Source organism: Bacillaceae bacterium S4-13-56 (genome assembly GCA_040191315.1).
Lineage (GTDB): Bacteria > Bacillota > Bacilli > Bacillales > JAWJLM01 > JAWJLM01.
Genome location: JAWJLM010000025.1, coordinates 38,534 through 59,201 on the forward strand (window position 1 = coordinate 38,534; position 20,668 = coordinate 59,201).

At 41.4% G+C, this 20,668-nt stretch carries 13 protein-coding genes; 11 read left to right on the forward strand and 2 right to left on the reverse strand.

Annotated features, from left to right (window positions below; translation table 11 throughout):
* Positions 1-451 precede the first annotated feature (451 nt).
* Both RZN25_08525 and argS read left to right on the forward strand, forming a co-directional pair.
* Positions 452-892, forward strand: coding sequence for a DUF1934 domain-containing protein (locus RZN25_08525; GenBank protein MEQ6376862.1), 441 nt, complete (start codon positions 452-454; stop codon positions 890-892).
* The gene (argS, locus tag RZN25_08530) at positions 889-2,562 is read left to right on the forward strand and encodes an arginine--tRNA ligase (GenBank protein MEQ6376863.1); all 1,674 of its coding nucleotides are present in this window, start codon (positions 889-891) and stop codon (positions 2,560-2,562) included. The genes RZN25_08525 and argS overlap by 4 nt, the downstream gene beginning before the upstream one ends.
* A 153-nt stretch (positions 2,563-2,715) precedes the next feature.
* Here argS and murI read toward each other — a convergent pair whose 3' ends face one another.
* Complete coding sequence (gene murI / locus RZN25_08535; GenBank protein MEQ6376864.1) at positions 2,716-3,489, reverse strand: glutamate racemase; 774 nt, start codon at positions 3,487-3,489, stop codon at positions 2,716-2,718.
* 153 nt (positions 3,490-3,642) lie between these two features.
* Positions 3,643-4,842, reverse strand: coding sequence for a cardiolipin synthase (gene cls / locus RZN25_08540; protein MEQ6376865.1), 1,200 nt, complete (start codon positions 4,840-4,842; stop codon positions 3,643-3,645).
* A 333-nt stretch (positions 4,843-5,175) separates the two neighbouring features.
* On the opposite strand from cls, the gene RZN25_08545 reads away from it, so the two are divergent.
* The 9 genes from RZN25_08545 to RZN25_08585 all read left to right on the forward strand — a co-directional run bounded on the left by RZN25_08545 (position 5,176) and on the right by RZN25_08585 (position 20,517).
* Positions 5,176-7,287 carry a heterodisulfide reductase-related iron-sulfur binding cluster gene (locus tag RZN25_08545; GenBank protein MEQ6376866.1) on the forward strand — a complete coding sequence of 704 codons (2,112 nt, stop codon included), beginning with the start codon at positions 5,176-5,178 and terminating at the stop codon, positions 7,285-7,287.
* Between the two features lie 587 nt (positions 7,288-7,874).
* Complete coding sequence (locus RZN25_08550) at positions 7,875-9,056, forward strand: acetyl-CoA C-acetyltransferase (protein MEQ6376867.1); 1,182 nt, start codon at positions 7,875-7,877, stop codon at positions 9,054-9,056.
* 142 nt (positions 9,057-9,198) lie between these two features.
* Complete coding sequence (locus RZN25_08555; protein MEQ6376868.1) at positions 9,199-10,053, forward strand: 3-hydroxybutyryl-CoA dehydrogenase; 855 nt, start codon at positions 9,199-9,201, stop codon at positions 10,051-10,053.
* Positions 10,054-10,077: 24 nt separating this feature from the next.
* Positions 10,078-11,220 carry an acyl-CoA dehydrogenase gene (locus tag RZN25_08560; protein ID MEQ6376869.1) on the forward strand — a complete coding sequence of 381 codons (1,143 nt, stop codon included), beginning with the start codon at positions 10,078-10,080 and terminating at the stop codon, positions 11,218-11,220.
* A 12-nt stretch (positions 11,221-11,232) separates the two neighbouring features.
* Entirely contained in the window at positions 11,233-12,375 is a 1,143-nt protein-coding gene (locus tag RZN25_08565; protein MEQ6376870.1) for an acyl-CoA dehydrogenase, read from the forward strand.
* A 404-nt stretch (positions 12,376-12,779) separates the two neighbouring features.
* The gene (gene meaB / locus RZN25_08570; GenBank protein MEQ6376871.1) at positions 12,780-13,745 is read left to right on the forward strand and encodes a methylmalonyl Co-A mutase-associated GTPase MeaB; all 966 of its coding nucleotides are present in this window, start codon (positions 12,780-12,782) and stop codon (positions 13,743-13,745) included.
* Positions 13,714-14,322 (forward strand): TetR/AcrR family transcriptional regulator, encoded by a 609-nt coding sequence (locus RZN25_08575; GenBank protein ID MEQ6376872.1) that lies wholly within the window; start codon positions 13,714-13,716, stop codon positions 14,320-14,322. The genes meaB and RZN25_08575 overlap by 32 nt, the downstream gene beginning before the upstream one ends.
* A gap of 81 nt (positions 14,323-14,403) precedes the next feature.
* The gene (locus RZN25_08580) at positions 14,404-17,640 is read left to right on the forward strand and encodes a methylmalonyl-CoA mutase family protein (GenBank protein MEQ6376873.1); all 3,237 of its coding nucleotides are present in this window, start codon (positions 14,404-14,406) and stop codon (positions 17,638-17,640) included.
* A gap of 528 nt (positions 17,641-18,168) precedes the next feature.
* Positions 18,169-20,517 carry an immune inhibitor A gene (locus RZN25_08585; protein MEQ6376874.1) on the forward strand — a complete coding sequence of 783 codons (2,349 nt, stop codon included), beginning with the start codon at positions 18,169-18,171 and terminating at the stop codon, positions 20,515-20,517.
* Positions 20,518-20,668: the final 151 nt, after the last annotated feature.

Sequence of the window (20,668 nt, forward strand, 5' to 3'; positions counted from 1 at the left end):
AAGAGAGTGAATAGACAGCTTCTATTAACGCAAAATGACTTGAACCCAAGAAAAGAGAGTGAATAGCGCGTCTCTATTAACGCGAAATGGCTTGTGTTCGAGGAAAAGGAGTGAATAGAGCATCTCTATTAACGCGAAATGACTTGTGTTCGAGGAAAAGGAGTGAATAGCCAGCTTCTATTAACGCGAAATGACTTGAACCCAAGAAAAGAGAGTGAATAGCCAGCATCTATTAACGCAAAATGTGTTGTACCCAAGAAAAGAGAGTGAATAGCCAGCATATATTAACGCAAAAATGAATCCTGCAAAGGAAAATAAGTAAATAGGATAGGAAACTACATATACAGCTTGAATTTTCATACCCAAACAGTTAAAATCATTACCATTCATAAGAAGAAAAGAACGCCATTTAAGGGGGATGCAGCCCACCACAAGGGAGGTAACGAATGCAATGGAATCTATCCCAGTCAGCCTTAAGCTCACTACTGAATCCAATGAGCGAGGACAAAAAGATATTATCACCATAAAAGAAGAGGGCCATTGCTACCAAGCTCCTAACCGAATGATCCTCCGATTTATTGAACATCAAGATGGGGGAGAAGACATACAAACAACCGTTACGATTCAGGAAAATCGCGTAGCCATTCGAAGGACGGGGCCTGTACAAATGCACCAAGTCTTTGTTCCCAAACAATGGACCGAAAACACCTATCATCATCCCTACGGATTATTTTATATGCAAACAAAAACCGACCATATCGAGCACCAATTTTCACCCAAAACTGAAAAAGGTCGGCTTTTCATCACCTATCTGTTACGATTGAACCAAGAAGAAGAGCAGGAAAAGCGTCAAAGACTAACCCTGACCTATCAAAGGAGGCAAACACAATGAATATAGTAGAAAAAACAGAACTCAAATTAAAAGAAGAAATTGCGGAAGCAGTCCTAAAAGCAGGACTCGCAACCAAGGAAGAGCTCCCAGACGTCGTCCTTGAAACCCCAAAAGACAAGGGTCACGGAGACTACGCAACCAATATGGCCATGCAACTCGCCCGCATCGCCAAAAAAGCTCCACGTGCCATCGCCGACGAGCTAGTCCGAAACTTTGATCAAACCAAAGCCTCCATTCGCAAAGTCGAAATCGCAGGCCCAGGCTTCATCAACTTTTTCATGGACAACACATACTTAACCGACCTGCTCCCAACCATCCTAAAAGCAGGCGAAGAATACGGAAGCACCAACACCGGTAACGGACACAAAATCCAAGTCGAGTTCGTATCCGCCAACCCAACCGGCGACCTCCACCTAGGACACGCCCGCGGTGCCGCAGTCGGAGACAGCCTCTGCAACATCCTAGATAAAGCAGGCTACAACGTCTCCCGAGAATACTACATCAACGACGCCGGCAACCAAATCAACAACCTAGCCCTATCTGTAGAAGCACGCTATTTCCAAGCCCTTGGGGAAAAATGGGACATGCCAGAGGATGGCTATCATGGGAAGGATATCATAGCACTCGGGCAACAACTTGCCTCCGAGCAGGGGGATAAGTGGAAACACGAGGATGCAGACTCACGTCTCACCTTTTTCCGTGAATACGGACTGAATTATGAATTAGAAAAACTAAAGAAAGACTTGGCGGATTTCCGTGTAAGATTTGATGAGTGGTTTTCTGAAACCTCCTTATATAAAAATGGAAAGATCGATCTTGCTCTCGATGCTCTCCGTGACAGAGGTCATTTATATGAGCAGGATGGAGCAACTTGGTTCCGTACGACACCTTTTGGAGACGATAAGGACCGAGTGTTAATCAAGCAAGATGGTAGCTATACTTATTTAACTCCCGACATTGCTTACCATCGCGATAAACTGGAACGTGGATTTGAAACGTTGATCAACATTTGGGGGGCAGATCATCACGGCTATATTCCGCGTATGAAAGCAGCTATTCAAGCCCTAGGATATAACGAAGATACTTTAGAAGTGGAAATTATCCAAATGGTGAATCTGTTCCAAGGTGGAGAACGGGTTAAAATGAGCAAACGTACAGGGAAAGCTGTGACGTTAAAGGATCTCATGGAGGAAGTCGGAATAGATGCTGTGCGCTACTTCTTCGTTATGCGTTCTAGTGATTCCCATTTAGATTTTGATATGGACTTAGCGGTTTCTAAATCGAATGAAAACCCAGTTTATTATGTCCAATACGCCCATGCTCGAATCTGTAGCATGCTCCGTCAAGCAGAGGAGAAAGGAATCCATTTGGATTTTTCTAAGGTAGATCCAACTATTTTAACTTCCGAAAAAGAGGTCGATTTATTGAAAAAACTTGGAGATTTTCCAAGCATCGTAGCCGATGCAGCTGAACGCCGTCTGCCGCATCGAATTACACAGTATGTCTTTGATCTATCTTCAGAGTTACACAGCTTTTATAATGCAGAAAAAGTATTGGACCTTGAAAATCAAGAACGTACCCTAGCACGCTTAGCCCTAGTCGAGGCTGTCCGCCAAACGATCTCTAACGCACTTCGTTTAATTGGCGTTAAAGCACCGGAAAAAATGTAAAAAGCTATTAAAAACACATGCGATAAAGATATCGCATGTGTTTTTGTTATAAGATAAGAAATCATTATGGCTCGTATGGATTTTTGAATTGCTTGGCAAATTTAAGTGTCAGCACCAACGCACATGTAAAAAATAAGAGGAAGCCGTCAAAGATTACGAATCCAACATCTCCAACAATCCTCTATATTGAGACAACGTCTTTTCGTCTTTCACAAACTCTCCAGACTTCACATACAAAATCTCTCCTGAACCATCTTGGATTTGATTGCAATTCTCTAGAATTCTCTTTAGGTTTTTAGCCGTTCCGTAATTCCCGGATATAATATCCACTTCTTCTCCAAATATTTTTCTCAAGCTAGCGGTAAAATACGGAAAATGGGTACAACCAAGGACAACTGTCCCATACTGAGGAATATCAAAAGAAGATAGTTGTTCTTCTAGATAAGGAATTATTTTCTCTTCCCTAAACTCAAATTCCTCTGCAAATTCCACAAGTCCTGGAAGAGGCAAACTATCAACAATGTCATCCTTACCTAGGCTTTTTAAAAGGTTATGAAACTTTTCTTCTTTTAGTGTTAAACGAGTAGCTAAGACTAGGACCCTTTTTTGTTTTTCTTCAAAGTTTTGAACGGCAGGTTTTACAGCAGGTTCAATTCCTAGGATAGGGAAATCATACTTTTTGCGCAGATCCTCTACAGCAATACTAGTTGCTGTGTTACAAGCAATTACGATAGCTTTAACTCCCTGGTTTGCCAAGAAATCAGCGGCTTGAAAAATATAATCTCTGACTTCTTCCTTCGGCTTTTCTCCATAAGGAGCGTGGAAGGTGTCAGCATAGAAGATATAATCCTCCTTAGGTAATAATTTTAAGGCTTGATGTAGCACAGTTAGGCCACCAATGCCTGAATCAAAAAAACCAATTTTCATGACGTCAATCATCTCTTTCTGATAATATACACTTTCGTTGAACTTATAGTTTTCCAATCCTCTAAAAGAACATTTTACAGGGGAAATTGGCGAATTTCTAGTGGGGGTTTTTCTTTCCGAAAGAAAACGAGCGCCTTCAAAGCGCCCGTCTCGTTATAGCAATCCTCTTACAAGGTATCCTATTTGTCCTACTATTCGTGTACCGATAGGAATTTCTTTCAATCGCTCTTTCGTTAAAGGAATGCTTCTTTCTAAGTCAGAAAAATAGATGCTTCTAACGTTCTGAATAAAAACAGGATCCTTAAAAAATACATTTACTTCTTTATTTAATCGTAAGGAACGATAATCCATGTTTGCCGTTCCAACATCACATATTTTTTGATCAATGATAATAACTTTGGAATGATAAAAACCCTCTTTAAACTGATGAACCTTGATCCCTTTAGGGACAGCCTTTTTGGAAAAATACAGGGTTGTCTCTTTTACAAGGGGATGATCTTTTTTAATGGGGACGATAACACTTACCTTTACACCACGAGCAGCAGCTTGGAACAGGGAATTCAATAAACGGCTGGATGGAATGAAATAAGGAGTCCCTATTAATATTTCTTCTTGGGCGTTATCAAATAATTGGATCCAAGTATCCTCAAGGTGAACCCCGTCTGTTGGGAAGACTTTTGTGAGCATTTGATTTGGTTGTTCTTTAGGAGCAATTTTTGTATGGGAAAGCTCTTTTCCTGTGGTTAATTTCCAATCAGCTATAAACACATCGGAAAGTTGAGAAACCATCCGACCTTTCACACGCAAATGATAGTCACGCCAATTCCCGAATTTTGGATCCTTTCCGATATATTCCTTTCCGACGTTATATCCCCCTGTATATCCAATCTCACCATCGATTACAGTGATCTTCCGATGATTTCTTCGTTGAATTTTATAAAAAAGAAAAGGGAAGGAAGGAGATTGGGAATAAGCAAAGTTCACTCCGCTATTTTGCAGTTCTTGTATATCTTTTTTAGAAAATTTAAAACTGCCAAAGCGGTCTAATAAGAGATAAACCTTTACACCTTGTTGAGCTTTTGATTTTAAAATGGATAAAAGTTCTTGGCTAATTGGATCTTTTGTAATGGTGAAAAACATCATATATATACTGGATTTCGCATGATTTAATTCTTGAAACATAGAATCAAATAAGCGAATTCCATTATCGATAAAATCTAAAGATGCGGGGACTTCATCAAAATTAAAAACTTGTGGCTTTTTGTGATGGCTTTTTTGACCAGACCAGAAATCCAACCAAGCTAAAAATATAAAAAGAAGTACTGCTGTGATTCCTATAATAATCCATTTCAAACAAGTACAGCTCCTTTCTCACTCTGCTGCTAATCAAATAGGTTTTGTTAATCCGTGATTAATTATACTACATACCTGTTAGAAAATAAGTACAATTTGGTGAAGGAAATGTGTTGACTGAATGTTCATTCATATTTTAAACTAGTAGTAATAGAATTCAGAATTAATATTATTTTTAGCAAATAGGGAAGGATGAAACTTTCGTGCAATTAAGGCAAAGGCTTGCACTCAATAGTATAAGGGTTTCAAAGAAAGAATGAACGAACACCATGTTTCTAAGCAAAATGCAAGCGCTTAACAACGGATGAGAAATTACAAAGGGGGAAGACTGAAATGTTATGGCTAAATTGGATAGCCTTTCTGGCAATCACAATCTACGGACTTTATTTATTTGTACAAGTAGTACGAACTCGAATTGCTTATATTCGCTTAGGTAAAAAAGTTGAATTTGATAACAATGTGAAAGAAAGACTGAACAAGATTTGGGTGTATGTATTTGGTCAGAAAAAACTATTGAAGGATAAAAAATCAGGAACGATGCATGTCATGATGTTTTATGGGTTTATCCTTGTTCAGTTCGGAGCTATTGATTTTATTTGGAAGGGGTTAGCTCCAGGGTCCCATCTACCGTTAGGACCGTTGTATCCAGGCTTTACATTCTTCCAAGAAATCGTCACTTTGGTCATTTTAGTAGCTGTTTTTTGGGCGTTCTACCGACGTTATATTGAAAAATTAGTGCGGCTGAAGCGAGGATTTAAAGCAGGTCTTGTTTTAATTTTTATTGGAACCTTAATGATTTCTGTATTATTAGGAAATGGAATGGATTTAGTATGGCATGGTCATGAAGGAAGCTGGACAGAGCCTGTAGCAAGTGCAATCGCCGCAGCATTTAGCTGGTTGCCTCCTGTAGCAGCAACAACTATTTTCTATGTATCATGGTGGATTCATTTACTAATTTTGTTAACTTTCCTAGTGTATGTTCCTCAATCAAAGCACGCTCACTTACTAGCGGCACCAGTAAATGTTTATGTGTCTAGAAATACACCACCTGGGAAGTTGTCTAAAATTGATTTTGAAATGGATGAGGAAAGTGAAGAAGAAGTTTCCTTTGGAGTTGGAAAAATTGAAGACTTCAATCAACTGCAAATGATTGATTTTTATGCTTGTGTGGAATGTGGCCGCTGTACGAGTGTTTGTCCAGCAACTGGAACCGGTAAAATGCTCTCACCGATGGATTTAATTGTGAAGCTCCGCGATCATTTAACTGAAAAAGGGGCAGCAATCACGGGCCGATCTCCATGGGTTCCGTCCTATGCCTTTGCAAATACGGCTGGAAATCAGTTGGCTCAAGCTGGCACTGATGAAGCTGCAGCTACTATCGAGGGGTTTAAGGAAAAACAATTGATTGGCGATGTCATTACAGAAGAAGAGTTGTGGGCATGTACGACATGTCGAAATTGTGAGGACCAATGCCCAGTGATGAATGAACATGTTGATAAAATCATTGATCTTCGCCGCTATCTTGTTTTAACAGAAGGGAGAATGGACCCTGATGCACAGCGTGCGATGCAAAATATCGAGCGCCAAGGAAACCCTTGGGGACTTTCCAAAAAAGAACGTGAGGATTGGCGCACTCTTGAAGAGGATGTTGAGATTCCAACAGCTAAGGAACTTCAAAAAGCAGGCGAAGAATTTGAATACTTATTCTGGGTAAGTTCTATGGGCTCTTATGATAATCGAAGTCAAAAGATTGCTCTTGCCTTTGCTAGACTTATGAATGAAGCTGGCATTAAGTTTGCGATTTTAGGGAATAAAGAAATGAACTCTGGGGATACAGCTCGCCGTCTAGGAAATGAATTTTTATTCCAAGAGCTTGCAGAAAAAAATCTAAAGGAATTTGAGAAATATGGCGTGAATAAAATAGTAACGATTGATCCGCATGCCTATAATATTTTCAAAAATGAGTATCCTGATCTTGGTTTTGAAGGAGAGGTTTACCACCATACCGAATTGTTGGCTCAATGGGTAAAAGAAGGTCGTCTCACTCCAAAATATGAAGTGAACGAAACGATTACTTATCATGACTCTTGTTATCTTGGTCGTTACAACGAAGTCTATGAACCACCTCGCGAAATTTTGAAGGCTATTCCAGGTGTGAAGCTGGTGGAAATGAACCGTAACCGACAAAACGGCATGTGCTGTGGTGCTGGTGGAGGGCTCATGTGGATGGAAGAAACAACTGGAAACCGAATTAACGTCGCAAGGACAGAGCAAGCTTTACAAGTATCCCCATCCATGATCTCTAGTGGATGTCCATACTGTTTAACCATGCTGAGCGATGGAACAAAGGCCAAGGAAGTAGAAGAAACAGTAGGTACACAGGATGTTGCTGAAATTCTCCTTCGTTCTGTAATGGAACCGAAAAAAGAAGAAGTATCAGCTTAAAAAAGGAATTATTGAATTAATATAGAAATAGTAATAATAAGACAAAGGGGTTTAAATATATTTAGAAAAGATAGGCTTCTGCAGAGAGAAGGAAGAAGATGCAGAGCCTACTTTTCTGACTGTTTGTCGAGCGAGCGTTCAATCACGTGATTTTGAAGAAGGGTCAGCTGCGCTTAGACGAGAAATTTTGAGCTGAAACTGAAGTTTCTGAGCATAAAGCAGCTATACCGCGCAAAGGTTGAGTTATACCCGCGCATAAAATTTAAAAAGGTGAGCATAGTTTGGAGGAAAGTCGCGCATTGAATTAAAAAGATGCTCTAAAAATAGATGATTTGAGCATACAAAGATAGATCTGAGCATTGCCCCAAATAACCCGCGCATAAAACTTAAAATTTTGATCATAGACCTAGAGATGCCGCGCATTATCGTAAAAAATCACGCATAGAGAAAGGGAATTGAGCTTATAGCAATTAATTTGAGCATAGAGCATTTCTGTAAGATACAACGTTAACAATCTTTTAGAAAGTCCATAAAACCTAAGATAAATTGAAAACGTTATCAAAATACAAACAAAGGGGAGAAGGAGAATGACAAAAACGGTGATTGTTTCTGGAGCAAGAACTCCATTTGGAAAGTTAGGAGGTGCGTTAAGCTCACTTACCGCATCACAGCTTGGGGGAATTGTGATTAAAGAGACATTGCAACGAGCGAACTGGAAGGGAGAAGAGGTTGACGAGGTTATTATGGGAACGGTTCTTCAAGGGGGACAAGGGCAAATCCCATCTCGACAAGCTGCTCGCAATGCTGGAATTCCGTGGGAAGTTAAGACAGAAACAATTAACAAGGTTTGTGCTTCAGGAATGCGTAGCGTAACCATGGCTGATCAATTTATTCGTTTAGGGGAAGAGGAGGTCATTGTTGCTGGGGGAATGGAAAGTATGAGCAATGCACCTTACTTCATGCCTAAAGCAAGATGGGGATTCCGCATGGGTGACCAAACGGTGAAAGACATGATGGTTCATGATGGGCTAACATGTTCCTTTGAAGAGGTTCACATGGGGAACTATGGAAATGACACGGCTAAGGAACTTGATTTAACACGTGAGGCACAAGATGAATGGTCCTATGAAAGCCATCGAAGAGTTTTTGATGCAATGGAAAACGGTCGCCTTCAGGAAGAAATTGTGCCTGTTGAGGTTCCGCAAAGAAAAGGTGATCCAGTAAAAGTAGAACGAGATGAAGCTCCAAGAAAAGATACATCTGTCACTTCCCTCAGCAAGCTTCGACCTGTATTTGATCCAACAGGTACGATCACTGCGGGAAATGCCCCAGGGGTGAATGATGGAGCGTGTGCCATGTTGCTCATGTCTGAAGAAAAGGCAGAAAAGTCAGGAGTTACACCTTTAGCCACTATCCTTGCACACGCAGAAATTGCAGTGGAAGCGAAGGATTTTCCAAAAACACCAGGTCTAGTCATTGAAAAACTCTTAAAGAAAACAGGCAAAACCGTAGATGATATTGATCTATTTGAAGTAAATGAAGCATTTGCAGCAGTTGCTTTAGCAAGTGAAAAAATTGCCGGACTTGATCCAGCAAAAGTGAATGTCAACGGTGGTGCCGTGGCACTTGGACATCCAATAGGAGCAAGTGGAGCAAGAATCATCCTCACTCTTGCATACGAACTAAAACGTCGCGGAGGCGGTATCGGAATAGCAAGCATCTGCTCAGGCGGCGGCCAAGGCGACGCCATCATGATCCAAGTTAAATAGGTGTGTTGGTAGGGACGGTTCTCGCCAACACGAAACTGTGTTGATAAGAACCGTCCCCACCAACACGGGCAACCACCAACACGGGCAACCACCAACACGGGCAACCACCAACATAATTACGAATCTTTAAAGGGGGAGAATGATGGATATTAAGCAGGTTATGGTTATTGGGGCAGGTCAAATGGGGGGAGGGATCGCGCAGGTTTGTGCGCAAGCAGGATATCAAGTGGTCTTGCAGGACATTTCGGAGGATGCTCTCACCAATGCTCTTCAACGAATGGAAAAGTTATTAGATCGTGCAATTGAAAAAGGGAGAATGACAGCTGATGAGAAGGCAGCAACTTTAAACAACATCCAAACAGCAACAGAATTAAATGCTGCTAATAACGTAGATCTTGTGATTGAAGCAGCCACAGAAAATATGGAGATAAAAACGAAAATCTTTGAACAGCTAGATGCCATAGCACCAGAACATACTATTCTAGCGACCAATACCTCTTCGCTTCCAATTACAGAAATAGCAGCAGCAACTAAGCGTCCGACGCAGGTCATTGGAATGCACTTTATGAATCCAGTTCCAGTGATGAAGCTGGTGGAAATCATTAGAGGGCTAGCAACATCAGATGAAGTCTATCAATCTATTGAAGACATGACAAAAAAATTAAACAAGGTCCCCGTAGAAGTGAATGATTTCCCTGGCTTTGTATCAAACCGAATCCTTATGCCGATGATCAATGAAGCCATTTATACGGTATATGAAGGAGTGGCTACGCCAGAAGCGGTCGACGAGGTAATGAAGCTTGGAATGAATCATCCGATGGGGCCACTAACTTTGGCGGATTTTATCGGGCTAGATACTTGCCTCTATATCATGGAAGTTTTATATGAAGGCTTTGGGGATAGCAAATACCGTCCATGTCCTTTACTTAGAAAATATGTAAAAGCCGGATGGTTGGGTAAAAAATCAGGACGCGGCTTTTATGTATATGACAAATAGGCCTATCAGTAAAGGGGTGATGACATGAATCTTCAATTTTCAGAAGAGCAGCTCATGCTTCAAAAAATGGTCCGGGATTTTGCCCAAGAAGTCGTTCAACCAGCCGTTGAGCAAATGGAAAAAGAAGACCGTTTTCCACGAGAGGTTATCGAAAAAATGGCCGAACTCGGACTGATGGGTATCCCAATACCAGAAAAGTATGGTGGGGCGGGGATGGATTTCATCTCCTATATCATGACCATCCATGAGCTATCGAAGGTAAGTGCTACTTTGGGAGTCATTTTGTCCGTTCACACATCTGTAGGGACAACGCCTATTTTATATTTTGGGAATGAGGAGCAAAAACAAAAATACATTCCAAAGCTTGCTTCTGGAGAGTATTTGGGTGCCTTTGCCTTGACGGAAGCAGGTGCCGGGTCTGACGCGTCCAGCCTAGTAACACGCGCTGTCCGACAGGGAGAGAACTACATCTTGAATGGCGCGAAAATGTTCATTACGAATGGGGGCGAGGCAGATACATATATCGTTTTTGCAAGAACAAGCCCTGAAAAAGGTTCTAAGGGTGTGTCGGCATTTGTCGTGGAGAAGGATACGCCTGGGTTAATCATTGGTAAAAAAGAGAAGAAGATGGGGCTTCGTGGGTCGAATACGGTGGAACTACGTTTTGAGAATGCGGTGGTGCCTGTGAGTCAGCGTCTTGGGGCTGAGGGGGAGGGCTTTAAGATTGCGATGGCTAATTTGGATGTGGGCCGGATTGGGATTGCAGCTCAAGCTCTTGGAATTGCGGAGGCTGCTCTTGAGTCTTCGGTAAGGTATGCGAAGGAGCGGGAGCAGTTTGGAAAGCCGATTTCTCATCAGCAAGGAGTTTCGTTTAAGCTTGCGGATATGGCGACGGAGGTGGAGGCTGCTAAACTATTAGTCTATCATGCGGCATCCCTAATGGGACAAGGCCTTTCTGGTGGAAAAGAGGCTTCGATGGCGAAGATGTTTGCTTCTAATACGGCAGTGAAGACGGCGATTGAGGCTGTTCAGGTGCATGGGGGCTATGGGTACACCGAGGATTATCCAGTGGAGCGTTTGTTCCGTGATGCAAAGATTACACAAATATACGAGGGTACGAATGAGATTCAGCATATTGTAATCAGTAATCATGTGTTAAAAGATTAGGGGGAATAGAAGATGAATTTTCAGTTAACAGAAGAGCAGGAAATGTTAAGAAAAATGGTACGGGATTTTGCGAAGAAGGATGTTGAGCCTACAGCAGCTGAGCGTGATGAAGAGGAGCGCTTTGACCGTGAGATTTTCGATAAGATGGCGGAGCTTGGTTTAACCGGGATTCCGTGGCCGGAGGAATATGGTGGTATTGGTGCGGACTATGTGAGTTATGTGATTGCTGTGGAGGAGCTGTCTCGAGTGTGTGCTTCAACAGGGGTAACTTTGTCAGCACATTTATCATTGGCAAGCTGGCCGATCTTTAAGTATGGAAGCGAGGAGCAGAAAAAGACTTTCTTGACTTCACTAGCAACTGGGGAAAAACTAGGAGCTTATGCATTGTCTGAGCCAGGAGCAGGATCGGATGTTGCCTCGATGAGAACGACTGCTAAAAAAGATGGAGACTACTATGTGCTTAATGGAAGCAAGGTGTGGATCACCAATGGTGGTGTTGCGGATTTATATATTGTGTTTGCGAAAACTGATGTAGATGCCAAACATAAGGGAATCAGTGCGTTTATCGTGGAAAAAGGTACACCTGGATTTACGTTTGGGAAGAAGGAAAAGAAGCTCGGTATCCGTTCTTCTCCAACGACTGAATTAATTTTTGAGAATGCTAGAGTTCCAGCTGCTAATATGCTTGGGGCAGAAGGGGAAGGTTTTACAATTGCAATGACAACCCTTGATGGGGGTCGAAATGGAATTGCCGCTCAGGCAGTGGGAATTGCTCAAGGAGCACTTGACGCAGCTGTCGCTTATGCAAAAGAGCGTGAGCAGTTTGGGAAACCAATTGCCAAGCAGCAAGGAGTTTCCTTTAAGTTGGCTGATATGGCAACCGAAATTGAGGCATCACGTCTATTAACCTATCAGGCGGCATGGCTTGAATCCCAAAGGCTACCTTACGGAAAAGCGTCGGCCATGTCTAAGCTTTTTGCTGGGGATACGGCCATGAGAGTGACCGTTGAAGCGGTTCAAGTATTTGGTGGGTACGGCTATACGAAGGATTACCCTGTAGAGCGTTACATGAGAGATGCGAAAATCACTCAAATCTATGAAGGAACGAATGAAATTCAGCGTTTGGTTATTGGTAGAATGCTAACGCAGGAGTAATTCTTATTCCAGTTTATTCCACTTGAACGGGCAGTCCTACCCCCGCCTCAGATGTCATAAGTAAAACAAGAAGAGTAGGTGGGGGATAAATGTCCAATTGGTTCAAGGGCCTTCCATCAGTGGAAGACGGCCACTGATGGAAGTTTCACTTTATAGGATTGGAGAACAGTGTTCGTATTGCTGTGTAAAATTAGGTGACGAACTTTTTCTAATTCGACGTAAATCTAGCGCGACTTCGGCATAGAAGCAGAGAAACCAAATAAAAGAGCGACGAACTAGGCAAGACTTCGATGCCAATCAAAGTAAAATCAGAAATACATGCCGAACCTAACAATAGCGAACACAATTAATTAACTAAACTCAAACTCAAATCCAATGCAAAACAAGAAAGGAGTCCACATCCCTTGAATTCTAACTCAACCGTACTCATCGAGCGCCTTAAAAACAAAGACCAGCGTGCCTTGGCCCGATTGATTTCCATGATCGAGAATGACCATCCAGATAAACTCACTATCATGAGTGAAATTTATCACCAGTCCAATAATACTCATTATATAGGGATCACTGGTGCCCCGGGTGCTGGGAAAAGTTCACTTGTGAATCAGCTCATTCACACCTTACGCCAAAAAAACAAAACCGTTGCTGTGGTAGCTGTGGACCCAACAAGTCCGTTCAGTGGAGGAGCTATTCTTGGGGACCGCACGAGGATGTATAAACATTTTAGTGACGATGGGGTTTTTATAAGAAGCATGGCTACAAGAGGGAGCCTAGGCGGCTTGGCGAGAGCTACGAAAGATGCTGTTAGAGTATGTGGAGCCTTTGGATTTGATGTAGTTTTTATTGAAACGGTCGGTGTCGGCCAATCTGAGCTAGATGTCATGAAGATAGCTGATACGACCGTAGTTGTCCTTACTCCGAATAGTGGGGATGTCCTGCAAATATTTAAAGCGGGGATCATGGAAATTGCTGATCTTTTTGTAATTAATAAAGCCGATCTGCAAGGGGTTCAGAGGCTTAAAAATCAGTTGAGCGAATTTATTCATATAACAGCCACTGATGAGTGGATATTTCCCATTATTGAAACGATTTCTACTGAAGGAAAAGGTATTGAAGAGCTATGGGAAGCCATCCAAAAGCACAAGAAGACCACACATAAAAAACTGTATCAGCGTGAACATGAAATCTATGAACTTATCCGAGAAGAACTCCTTAAAGAAGTACAACAAATGATTGAGCAAGACCCAACGAAACAATTGGCACTCCAACAGGAACAGTCGGATCCTTATAAGTTAGCAAAACAATGGGTGAAAGAATGGACGGAAGGGAGGAAGCCCCCTAATGACCCTGGAAAAGGTTCCGAGCACGATTAAAGATGAACGCTTAATTGCCATTCGTCGGGAGCAAATGATAAAAGCAGCCGTCATCCTATTCAAGGAAAAAGGATTTCACCGTACAACCACAAGAGAATTGGCGAAGACCGCAGGCTTTAGCATCGGTACGCTCTATGAGTATATTCGAAAAAAAGAAGATATTCTTTTCCTTGTCTGTGATTCCATTTATGAGAGGGTAAAGGAAAGAATGGATCAAATCATTGATCTTAAGGAAGAATCACAGGAAAACCTAACATGTGCGATCCGGGCCTATTTTACTTTAATGGATGAAATGCAGGATGAAGTACTCGTCATGTACCAGGAAGTAAAAGCTCTTCCAAAAGAAGCGCAGGATTACGTTCTAAAAAAAGAGAAGGAAATGGTCCACATGCTACAAATCGTTATTCAAAACAGCTTGGATGAGGAAAAGACAGAAGACGAGGTATTTCTCATTGCAAATAATATTTTTGTGCAAGGACAGATGTGGGGATTCCGTCGTTGGGCGCTTCAAAAAAAATACGACCTAGATACTTATTGTGAACTCCAAATTCGTAACCTTATCCACGGGATTTTATAAAAGGAATCTCTGGAAAGAGTATGATGACACATACGTAAATCCATTGCGATTTCACAAGAAAACTAGATGGGAGGAAGAACTATGAACAAAGGGGAACGTTACCAACCAAAACATCCGGTGCGCTTTGTCACTGCATCGAGTTTATTTGACGGACATGACGCATCCATCAACATTATGAGAAGAATTTTGCAAGCATCAGGAGCAGAAGTTATTCACCTCGGCCACAATCGATCGGTCGAAGAAGTCGTCACAGCCGCTATCCATGAGGACGTCCAGGGCATCGCCGTCTCCTCCTACCAAGGCGGACACGTCGAATATTTCAAATACATGATCGACCTCCTCAAAGAACGAGGAGCCAGCCACATCAAAGTTTTCGGAGGTGGAGGGGGAGTCATCATCCCAAGAGAAATGAAAGAACTCCACAACTATGGCGTCTCACGCTTGTTTTCACCAGAAGACGGACGCGAGCTTGGACTCGAGGGCATGATCGAGCATATGATCAAAGAATGCGACTTTCCAACACCACTTGATCAACAAACAGCCATCGAGAACCTCAACAAAGGAGACTATCAATCTATCGCCAAACTCATCACCTACGTAGAAAATACATCCGAAGAGAAAACCAAAGATCTTTTAGAAAAAATCAGCCATAAGACATCCAAAACAGTTCCAGTGCTTGGTATAACGGGGACAGGGGGAGCTGGAAAAAGCTCACTAACCGATGAACTTATTCGCCGTTTTGTGAACAAAATCCCAAAACGACGTGTGGCCGTTCTTTCTGTAGATCCAACGAAAAGAAAAACGGGTGGAGCTTTACTCGGTGATCGAATTCGTATGAATGCTATTTTTAATGAGAGAGTGTATATGCGTTCCCTTGCCACTCGAGACTCTCGCAGTGAGCTATCCAAAGCTATTTCAGATGCCATTCAAGTTGTGAAAGCAGGAGGATTTGATCTAATCATTGTGGAAACCTCTGGGATTGGGCAAGGAGATGCAGCCATAACAGATGTGAGTGACCTTTCGATGTACGTCATGACAGCTGAATTTGGGGCTCCTACCCAGTTAGAAAAAATAGATATGATTGATTTTGCTGATTTTATTGTTATTAATAAGTTTGAACAAAAGGGATCAGAGGATGCCTTCAAACAGGTTCAAAAGCAATATTCACGTAGTCATATGCTTTTTCATGAGGATGAATCAAAGTTTCCTATATTCGGAACGATTGCAAGTCAATTTAATGACTCAGGGACCAACAACTTATTTTCCGCAATCATTGAAAAAATGAATGAGAAATATGATTGGAATGAGGAAATTCCGTTTGAGAAAACGAGCAACGTCCAAAAGCAAAATGTCATCATTCCGAATGAACAACGCCATTATTTGCGAGAAATTTCATCGACAGTTCGTAACTACCATAAAAAAGCGGAGGAGCAAGCGGAACGTGCAAGAAAATGGTACCAGCTAGAAGGTGTCCTTAAAGAAGTAGACGATACTCCTACCATTGAAGTTTTGCAAGAGAAAAAAGAGAAAGTGGAAGCCTCTCTTGAGCCAGATTTAAAAAACCAGCTCCAAAATTGGGATGACAAAAAGAAACAATACGAACAAGATACGATGACTTTTAAGGTAAGAGACCGCGAGATTACCATGGACCTTACCACAGAAAGTCTATCAGGACTGAAAATTCCAAAGGTCCTTTTCCCTTCGTTTCAAGATTGGGGAGATCGTCTCCTTTGGTTGATGAGGGAGAACGTTCCTGGAGCGTTCCCGTTCACGGCAGGAGTTTTTCCGTTTAAGAGAAAGGGAGAGGATCCAAAGCGTCAATTCGCTGGAGAAGGTACACCAGAACGTACAAATCGTCGTTTTCATTATCTCTCTCAAGAGGACGACGCCAAGCGGTTAAGTACAGCTTTTGACTCTGTCACACTTTATGGAGAAGACCCCAATGAACGTCCTGATATCTATGGGAAAGTTGGAGAAAGTGGTGTCAGTGTTTGTACGTTAGAAGATATGAAAAAATTATATGCCGGCTTTGACTTATGTGCTCCGTCAACCTCAGTATCTATGACAATTAATGGACCCGCACCAATTATCTTAGCTATGTTCATGAATACAGCCATCGATCAGCAGCTCGAAAAATTCAAAGAAGAGAATGGTCGTGAACCTAATGCAGAAGAAACGGCCCAAATAAAAGCCGAAACCCTTTCTGTTGTGAGAGGGACGGTCCAAGCGGATATTTTGAAAGAAGACCAAGGTCAAAACACTTGTATATTCTCTACAGAATTTGCCTTACGAATGATGGGAGATATACAGCAATATTTTATTGATCAAAAGGTGCGAAACTATTATTCAGTTTCAATATCCGGATATCATATTGCCGAAGCGGGTGCTAATCCGATATCCCAGCTAGCGTTCACCTTAGCCAATGGATTCACTTATGTTGAATATTATTTAAGTCGGGGAATGGATATTAATGATTTTGCACCAAATCTATCCTTCTTCTTTAGTAATGGATTGGACCCAGAATATACGGTAATCGGCCGTGTGGCTCGTCGTATTTGGGCGATAGTTATGCGAGAAAAATATGGAGCGAATGAGCGCAGTCAGAAACTGAAGTACCATATCCAAACTTCAGGACGTTCTCTTCACGCACAGGAAATTGATTTTAATGATATCCGAACCACACTGCAAGCCTTGATTGCCATTCAAGATAACTGTAATTCCTTGCATACGAATTCCTATGATGAGGCGATTACTACTCCTACAGAGGAATCGGTTCGACGTGCGATGGCGATTCAAATGATTATTAATAAGGAATTCGGACTGACAAAAAATGAAAACTCACTCCAAGGTTCTTTTATTGTCGAATGGTTAACAGATCAAGTTGAAAAAGCGGTTCTACAGGAGTTTGAGAGAATCAATGATCGTGGGGGAGTATTAGGTGCTATGGAGCGCCAGTATCAAAGAAGTAAAATTCAAGAGGAGTCTTTATACTATGAGGGGAAAAAGCACTCTGGGGAACTGCCGATTATTGGCGTGAATACCTACCTTAATCCAAACCCACCATCAGAAGAAGAATTGGATTCTATTGAACTTGCTCGCGCAACAAAAGAAGAAAAAGAACTCCAAATTACGAATCTCCGCAAGTTTCAGCAAGAGAATGCAGGAGAAACTCAGGAGGCACTTCATAGATTAAAAGAAGTTGCCGCATCTGAAGGAAATATTTTCGCTGAACTCATGGAAACGGTTAAAGTAGCAAGCCTAGGTCAAATCACACAGGCACTTTACGAAGTTGGCGGACAATACAGAAGGAATATGTAACTAGAAAAAGACAATCCACTTGGGTTGTCTTTTAATTTGATAACTTACTCCAGTTGGTTGTGCCATGCCTAGAGTCGAGTTTATCTCGCATGAACGGGCAGTACCTCAAGTCTTAAAAGAAACGAAAAGAGTAGGTGGGGTATTACTCCCATGAAAATAAAACATTAAATTTTTCATCCTTATTGATGGAGCTTGCTTCATGATTGGCTATCCGTAAATGTCCGATTGGTTCAGGACACTTTGGTGCTAACAATCAGTGGCGGACGGCTGCTGGCTGAAAGTTTATCTAATAAGCCCAATCCCAATTATATCTTTCGGAGCTCCCTTTCCAACGACTTTATGAGAAAATTTTACGAATATATTATTGTGAGAAAATAACTATTAGTTCAAATTACCCCCGCAATAAGTCTTGGTTGTATTTTTATTTTTCAGAAAAATGAATCATTTGTCAGATTCGTTATATAAATATTTAGATTATTATGAAATTAGTGTTTTGAAAAATAAATAGAAATGTAAAGGGGGAGCATGATGAATAAGAAAAAACTCTTATCATCGGCTATGATTTTAAGCCTAGGATTATCATCCTTAACAATGGGAGCTGCACCTGTAACTGAAGCTCAATCTGTTAGCAAGGGAGTAGTGTCTCCGGTAAGTTCACCTATTGATTTAGGTATAGCCAATGATGATAGACTCATTGAAATGCTAAAGAAAGAAGGGAAAATCTCAGAGAACGCGACTCGTGCAGAGGCTGAAAAAGCTCTTTCTGCCTATTTGCAAGCGAAGGCAAATAGTACAGGAAAAACATTGGACAAACTTCCTGGAGAACAAATAGGCAACCTTAAGGATGCTGGTTTAGAAAAGAACAATAATGGATTACAACAAGGAAAAGGAAATAAGCTTGGACAAACAAAAGGGGAAGTTTCTTCAATTGATGAAGAGGCTTATGATGGAGAAGTTCGGAAAGATAAAGTGTTAGTACTTGCTATCGACTTTCCTAACTATGAAAAAAGTTCTATAACACCAGAAGAAACTGATATGTGGTATGAGGATTATACTCATGAACATTTCCAAAATATGATTTTTGGTGAGGATGGGTATGAGGGTCCTAATGGTGAAAACCTTGTATCTATGAAGCAATTTTATGAACAACAATCTGGTGGAAGTTACACAGTTGATGGGAATGTTGCTGGTTGGTATACAGCTAACCATCCTGCTGAATACTACGGTGGAAACTATCCAGATGAAAATGGTTCCGATGCAAGACCTAGAACATTAGTTTATGAAGCTTTAACAAAAGCCGGTCAAGACCCTAATGTAGACTTAAGTGAGTACGATGTTTGGGATCGTGACGACTTTGATGGTGATGGCGTATATAGTGAGCCAGACGGTATCATTGATCACTTGATGGTTATCCATGCAGGTGTTGGTGAAGAAGCTGGTGGTGGATCATTAGGTGGAGATGCGATTTGGTCTCACCGCTGGAATCTTGGTGGACTAATTGCGGTACCAGGTGGAAATTCTAATAGTGACCGATTTGGTGGATTACTAGCAGCTTATGATTATACGATTGAACCTGAAGATGGAGCGGCTGGAGTATTTGCTCACGAATTTGGTCATGACTTAGGATTACCGGATGAATATGATACTTACTACTCAGGTGCTGGGGAAGCTGTTGCTTACTGGTCCATCATGGCAAGTGGTAGCTGGGCCGGAGCAATTGCAGGAACAGAGCCAACTGGATTCAGTCCCTATGCTAAAGAAATGCTACAAGCAAAACACGGCGGGAATTGGTTATCTGGTACAACTTTTGATGCCGATGAAATCACAAGTGAAGGAACGGAAGTATTATTAGATGAAGCTGCTACAAAAGGAACAAATAATGATGCAGTCCGCATCAATCTACCTGACAAAGAAAATACAGTAAACACTCCGACAAGTGGTGTTTATGAATACTTTAGCGGAAGTGGAAATAACCTAGACAATTCTATGACTACTACTGTTGATTTAACAAATGCTACTTCTGCAGAGCTTACGTTTAAAGTTTGGTATGATATTGAAACTGATTGGGACTACGCTTCTGTAAAAGTTAATGGAGAATCCATTGAAGGAAACATAACAACAACTGAAAATCCATTTGATCAAAATCCAGGACATGGTATTACCGGATCTTCTAATGGTTGGGTAGATGCAACCTTTGATCTTTCTGCATATGTTGGTGAAGAAGTTGAGCTTGCGTTTAACTACTGGACAGATGGTTATGTAGCTAACCCTGGGTTCTATGTAGACGACATCTCAGTAGTAGCTGACGGCGCTGTTCTTCTTTCTGATGATGCTGAAGGAGAATCTGCATTTACATTTGAAGGATTTAAGAAAGACAACGGAAAATTCTATTCTGAGCATTACTACTTATTAGAGTGGAGAACCCATAATGGAGTAGACGAAGGCCTTAAAAATATTCGTCGTGGGGCAAGCTTAATGAGTTATGACCAAGGACTAGTTGTTTGGTATGTAGATAATTCCTATGATAACAACTGGACTGGTTATCATCCAGGTGAAGGATATCTAGGGGTAGTTGACGCTAACCAAGATGCAAAATATTGGAGTGATGGTGAAGTAGCAAGTACACGCTATTTGCTTAATGACGCAGCCTTTAGCTTAAACAAAGGAGATAAGATGTTCCTTGATTATTCAAGTTTACTTGGAGTTACGTTAAAAGATAATAAAACATCTCAAACCCCATTGTTTAATGACGGATTTGATTATAGTAACCCAGGTTTAGTTGATGCAGGACGTAATGTATCTGATTATGGATTAAAATTCCGAGTTGTTGGTCAAAGCGAAGACGGAACAGTAGGTAAGATTTTATTATTTAAATAGTAATTGGTTGACTCTCCCTCATGTTTTGAGGGAGTTTTTTTACTAGCAGAATTTATAAGTTGTTAGAGAATCTGTCTAGCTCCAGCGAAACAGCTTCATCAAGTAATCTTCGCCCTGAGTAATCTCAGTAAGGAAAGCTACATAGAGCTAC